General features: G+C 40.4%; 6 protein-coding genes and 1 tRNA gene. 6 read left to right on the forward strand and 1 reads right to left on the reverse strand.

Annotation, left to right across the window (positions count from 1 at the left end):
* Window positions 1-250: 250 nt before the first annotated feature.
* The 3 genes from IJS99_09005 to IJS99_09015 all read left to right on the forward strand — a co-directional run bounded on the left by IJS99_09005 (window position 251) and on the right by IJS99_09015 (window position 2,131).
* Window positions 251-622: a helix-turn-helix transcriptional regulator gene (locus tag IJS99_09005; protein MBQ7561950.1), complete on the forward strand. Its 372-nt coding sequence runs from the start codon at window positions 251-253 to the stop codon at window positions 620-622.
* 207 nt (window positions 623-829) lie between these two features.
* Window positions 830-1,903, forward strand: a complete 1,074-nt coding sequence (locus tag IJS99_09010; protein ID MBQ7561951.1) for a YedE-related selenium metabolism membrane protein — start codon at window positions 830-832, stop codon at window positions 1,901-1,903.
* Between the two features lie 6 nt (window positions 1,904-1,909).
* A complete protein-coding gene (locus IJS99_09015) occupies window positions 1,910-2,131 on the forward strand; it encodes a sulfurtransferase TusA family protein (protein MBQ7561952.1) in 222 nt (73 codons plus the stop codon).
* A 62-nt stretch (window positions 2,132-2,193) separates the two neighbouring features.
* On the opposite strand, the gene IJS99_09020 is transcribed toward IJS99_09015, so the two are convergent.
* Window positions 2,194-2,291 (reverse strand) — tRNA-Sec (locus IJS99_09020).
* Between the two features lie 81 nt (window positions 2,292-2,372).
* Between IJS99_09020 and IJS99_09025 the strand changes: the two genes are divergently transcribed.
* Genes IJS99_09025 through IJS99_09035 form a run of 3 tightly spaced genes read left to right on the forward strand, consistent with a single transcriptional unit; the run spans window position 2,373 to window position 5,201 of the window.
* Window positions 2,373-3,434: a histidine kinase gene (locus IJS99_09025; GenBank protein ID MBQ7561953.1), complete on the forward strand. Its 1,062-nt coding sequence runs from the start codon at window positions 2,373-2,375 to the stop codon at window positions 3,432-3,434.
* Entirely contained in the window at window positions 3,403-4,038 is a 636-nt protein-coding gene (locus IJS99_09030; protein ID MBQ7561954.1) for a response regulator transcription factor, read from the forward strand. The genes IJS99_09025 and IJS99_09030 overlap by 32 nt, the downstream gene beginning before the upstream one ends.
* Entirely contained in the window at window positions 4,038-5,201 is a 1,164-nt protein-coding gene (locus IJS99_09035; GenBank protein ID MBQ7561955.1) for an aminotransferase class V-fold PLP-dependent enzyme, read from the forward strand. Before IJS99_09030 ends, IJS99_09035 begins: the two co-directional genes overlap by 1 nt.
* Window positions 5,202-5,206: the final 5 nt, after the last annotated feature.

Below are 5,206 nucleotides of genomic sequence, written 5' to 3' on the forward strand. Positions count from 1 at the left end.
GGGTGGGGACTACTCAACTCAAACGAGCGACTCGTTTAATGCGTGTGTGAGTAAAATTTTGCAAAAATGGGACTCGTTATATGCGCAAAATATAAACATGGGCTGGACTCATTTAATGCGTGAGTAAATAAAAATTTTCAGAATGGGACTCGTTATGTACGAAATAATTATAATGACGAGTTATGACGCAAAATATAAATTTTTACAGGCGGGACTCGCTATAAATTAATAAATGAATGGAGATTTTAACATGTCAGAACTAGAAAAAAATTATATATGTCCGTTAAAGCACTTAGCTGACACTTTCGGCGGAAAATGGAAATTGCCTATAATTTGCATACTTTCTAGCGATAATGACTCGCCCAAACGTTACAGCGTGTTAAAGCGCAGGCTCGGAAATATCACAAATTTAATGCTCGCACAATCTTTGAGGGAGCTTGAGTCATCCGGTCTAGTTCACAGAGAGCAATATAACGAGATCCCACCCAGAGTCGAATATTCGCTGACTGAGCGCGGGAAGAGTGCATTAACATTTTTGACTCACGCGGCAGAATGGGCTATGAAGGATTTGCAAGAAGATTCACAGCAAATTTTTTGTGATAAATGCGTTATTACAGATTAATTTTTTCGTTACAGCCTAATTATATAAATTATAATAAAATATGTTATGCAAATTTTATATTAAATCAGGAGCAAAATTTTTATATGACATGACAAAAATTTATTCACAGTGTGAAATATTTTAATAAATTACGTGAAAATCTCTCTTTGCGTGAAATCATATCGCAGGGAGGTGAAATTATATATTAATCAGGAGGCTTAAATTTTTATGGACAAAATTTTAACGTCAAGGCAAGGCCCATGGATCGCAGGCGGTTTTATTGGCCTAATCGCAGTAGCACTCGCACATTTCGGGAATCCCGGCAACATGGGATTTTGCGTTGCATGTTTCACACGAGATATTGCCGGAGCTTTAGGTTTTCACAGAGCCGGAGTCGTGCAGTATATTCGCCCTGAAATTCCCGGATTTATTCTCGGTTCGTTCTTATCAGCTTTATTATTTCGTGAATATTCACCTAGAGGCGGATCTTCTCCTGTTGTGAGATTCGGACTTGGAGTTTTTGCCATGCTCGGCGCGCTTGTATTTCTCGGTTGTCCGTGGCGTGCTTATTTAAGAGTTGCCGGCGGAGATTGGAACGCTTTATACGGCGTGGGCGGCTTAATTGTCGGAGTCATAATCGGAATTATATTTTTATGGCGTGGCTTCAGTCTCGGAGCAGCTGAGTCGAATCCTAAAGCAGCAGGTTTAATTATGCCGTTAATCGCGATTTCCTTACTTGCTTTATTATTTATTGCGCCTAAATTCGGGGAGAATGCACCGATATTTTTCTCGGAAAAAGGCCCGGGCTCACAGCATGCGCCTGTCTTAATGGCACTCGGAGCGGGTTTGCTTGTCGGCTGGCTCGCACAAAGAAGCAGATTTTGCACAGTCGGAGCGATTCGTGATTTTCTCATGATGGGCGATGCTTATTTGCTTAAGGGAATAATCGCGTTTACCCTCGCAGCATTTGCAGGAAATTACGCGCTCGGAACGTTCAAGCCGGGATTTGAGTCTCAGCCTGTCGCACATAGTAATCAACTATGGAATTTCTTAGGCATGGTATTATCGGGGCTTGCTTTTACTCTCGCAGGTGGCTGCCCGGGTCGTCAATTAATTATGGCCGGTGAAGGAGATTCAGACGCGGGAATATTTATAATCGGAATGCTTACAGGTGCGGCAATTGCTCATAATTTTTCGGCTGCTTCGAGCGGTGCAGGACTCGGCCCTAATGGTATTTATGTAACTGTAATCGGGCTAATTTTCTGTTTATGCGTCGGAGTTTGTTTTGTTGATAGGGGGTAATCTTTCATGAGCGAAATTATTAAAGTCAATGCGCGGGGCTTGTCATGTCCTCAGCCGGTATTAGAGACTCGCAAAGCAATATCGGGACTTGATTCGGGCGTTGTTGAAATTCTAGTAGACACAGCGACATCAAGAAATAATGTTACTCGTTTTGCAGAGAATAAAGGCTGGAGAGTCGAGTGTGAAGAGCTTGACGAGGGCGGCTATAAGTTGACGCTGCAAAAGTGAGACCGTAAAATAAAACCTGCTGAATGATTCAATCACTCGGCAGGATAATTTTTTGCGATAATTGGCGGAAGTGTGTGGGAATCGAACCCACCAGAGACAGCTTAAACCGCCTCTCACCGGGTTTGAAGCCCGGGCCCATCACCAGACAAATCTCACTTCCGATTCTATAAACAGGCGATTAATGCATTATAATTGATTCAGCCGTAAAAATCTATTATGACAAGGAAAATTTTTTATTAGAATGCTTAATTTTTCGTACAAGATATTATTTGACAGAGTATTTGACCCTATAGCGATTCACAAAGTCGAGCTTGAATCTAATAATATTATATTTATAGACGTGAATCCGGCTTATGAAAGAGTCATGAAATTATCACGCTCTGAAGTAATAGGCAAAAATTTTAATGAAGTCTGGCCAAATGCTGAGCCCCGCTGGCAAAAAATTATTCGTGAATGTGTAGCTAAAAAAAGGACTGTTCACTGTATCGGAGAAAGTGTTGACGTAAACAGCTATCTCGAAGCTATTGCATTCCCTATGTCTCAAGAAATGGCGGCGGTAATTTTCCTTGATCGTACGAAATTAAAGCGTTCTGATAATATAATTAGAAAACGTCAGCGTCAATTAAGAGAACTCGCAGCACAGCTCACTATCATAGAAGAAAGCACCCGCCGTGAAATTGCCTCATATTTGCATGACAGAGTCGGCTATGATTTAATATTACAGCTAAAAAATTTGCGTGAGATTGACTCTCTTGATGACATAAAGCAAATTAAATCGCTCGCAAAAAATTTAATTATCAGCACTGAAAATATTATTTCAGAGAATCGCAGCCTAATTTTTGAGTTAAGCCCCCCTGTTTTGAAGGAAGCCGGACTAAATCCCGCACTTGACGAACTCGCGAAAAATATTCTTGCACCTCATGGAATTTTCTGGGAGGTAATATCTAAGGGCGACTCAGAAAAATTTATACCCGATGACTCTATCAGCGTTATTCTTTATAGAATGTCAAGAGAGTTATTAATTAACATAGTCAAGCATTCACAGGCTTCACAGGTAAATATTATTATAAATCACAAGCCCGAATTTATTACAATCGCAATCGAGGACAACGGCACAGGACTTGTGAATAATAATAAAGGTTTTGGATTATTCAGTATTCAAGAAAGATTATTAGCACTCGGAGGAAATTTTAAGATTATATCTGAACCGGGCAAAGGTTTAATGGCCGTTATGACATGCCCGCTGAAATTAAAGAATGGAGAAATTTTGCATGACACGGATTTTATTAGCAGACGATCATAATTTATTTATTGAAGGTTTAACAGAATTAATGCGCAAATATCAGGATATAGAACTCGCAGGCCAAGCTAAAAACGGTCTTGAAGTTATCGAGCAGACTCAAAAATTACAGCCTGAATTAATCTTAATGGATATAGCTATGCCCGAACTTAACGGGATAAAAGCAGCACGTCAGATTCTCGCAAAATTCCCGCTCATAAAAATTATAGTTCTATCAATGTATAACAGCCGTGAATTAATAGTCGAGAGTTTACGAGCAGGAGTTCAGGGTTATATCTTGAAAGAATGCAGCTCAAGTGAATTACACGAGGCAATTATAACTGTAATGGGCGGAAATTATTATATTGCCCGTTCGTCTCTTGCTGTAGTAGTTGAAGATTATTTGCGTTTACTCAAGGCCGACGAGAGAAATTCAGCGCGCTTATTATCAGAAAGGGAACGGGAAGTCCTGAAACTTTTAGCAGAGGGCCGGAACACTAAAGAAATCGCTTACGACCTATCAATCAGCAAAAACACAGTGGACGTTCACAGGCGGCACATCATGGAAAAAACGGGCTGCACGAGCATGGCGAGTCTAGTTCGTTATGCAATAAGGGAGGGCTATTAATGGGAATATATTTAAATAATGCTGCAACAACTTGGCCGAAACCTGAAAGAGTCGCGGATTCAATGCGAAATTTTTTGCTTAAGGGCGGTGCAAATTCTTCACGCGGTACTTCTTCAGCCCGCGACATGTCGACAATGAATTTAATTCTAGACTGCAGAATCAAACTCGCTGAATTTTTTAACGGCTGGGATAACTTGAATCCCCTTTTAGTAACTTTTTGTGCGAATATCACGGAAGCTATAAATATAGTTTTGCGGGGATTTCTAAAACCGGGAATGAACGTATTAACTTCTTCAATGGAACATAACGCAGTAATGAGGCCTTTGCGTTATTTAGAATCTCACGGCGTAAAAGTTGACATTTTGCAGGCTGACTTATCAGGGAGTCTGAATCCTGATGATTTAGCTAATAGACTCGCAAGTAATAAATATGATCTCGCAATTTTTTCACATGCAAGCAACGTATCAGGAACGTTACAAGATATTAGCTCGCTCGCTGAAATTTGCCGTAAAAATAATTTGCCGCTCGTAATTGACTCAGCTCAGACGGCAGGAATTATTAATATTAATGCAAGTGAATTAAATCTAGCTGCTTTATGTTTTACCGGACATAAAAGTTTAATGGGACCTCAAGGAACAGGCGGAATAATTTGGAATCCTGATTTTGCGGCGCGTGTTGAGCTAATTATAACGGGAGGCACAGGGAGTTATTCGCATTTGGAGATTCAACCCGAAGATTTGCCCGATAAATTTGAGTCAGGGACTCCGAATTTGCCGGGAATTGCCGGGTTAAATGCTGCGTTAGACTGGCTTAATGAGACGGGAATTAATAACATAGCAAATAAAGAACTTGAGACTGGCGCATATTTTCTTGAGAGATTGCTAAAATTTGATGATATTCTTTTAACCGGAAAATCTGACATGAATAATAGACTCCTAGTTTTTGCTTTTAACGTTAAGAATATAGATAATGGGATTCTTGCTGATGAGTTATCGCGTTTAGGATTCGAGACCCGCCCCGGACTTCATTGCGCACCGATTGCACATAAGACTCTAAACACTTTTCCGCAGGGAGCATTGAGAGTCTCACCGGGATATTTCACGAGTCATGACGAGATTGACGAGTTTTTTGCTGGATTGAGTGAAGCAATAAAGCGTGTATGAATCAA

It is taken from the genome of Synergistaceae bacterium (assembly GCA_017444345.1).
Lineage (GTDB): Bacteria > Synergistota > Synergistia > Synergistales > Aminobacteriaceae > JAFUXM01.

What these genes read in the sequence shown, in the direction of transcription:
- IJS99_09010 (MBQ7561951.1), top strand. Translation starts at nt 830, where the DNA reads ATGGACAAAATTTTAACGTCAAGGCAAGGCCCATGGATCGCAGGCGGT.
- IJS99_09030 (MBQ7561954.1), top strand. Translation starts at nt 3,403, where the DNA reads ATGACACGGATTTTATTAGCAGACGATCATAATTTATTTATTGAAGGT.
- IJS99_09035 (MBQ7561955.1), top strand. Translation starts at nt 4,038, where the DNA reads ATGGGAATATATTTAAATAATGCTGCAACAACTTGGCCGAAACCTGAA.
- IJS99_09025 (MBQ7561953.1), top strand. Translation starts at nt 2,373, where the DNA reads ATGCTTAATTTTTCGTACAAGATATTATTTGACAGAGTATTTGACCCT.
- IJS99_09015 (MBQ7561952.1), top strand. Translation starts at nt 1,910, where the DNA reads ATGAGCGAAATTATTAAAGTCAATGCGCGGGGCTTGTCATGTCCTCAG.
- IJS99_09005 (MBQ7561950.1), top strand. Translation starts at nt 251, where the DNA reads ATGTCAGAACTAGAAAAAAATTATATATGTCCGTTAAAGCACTTAGCT.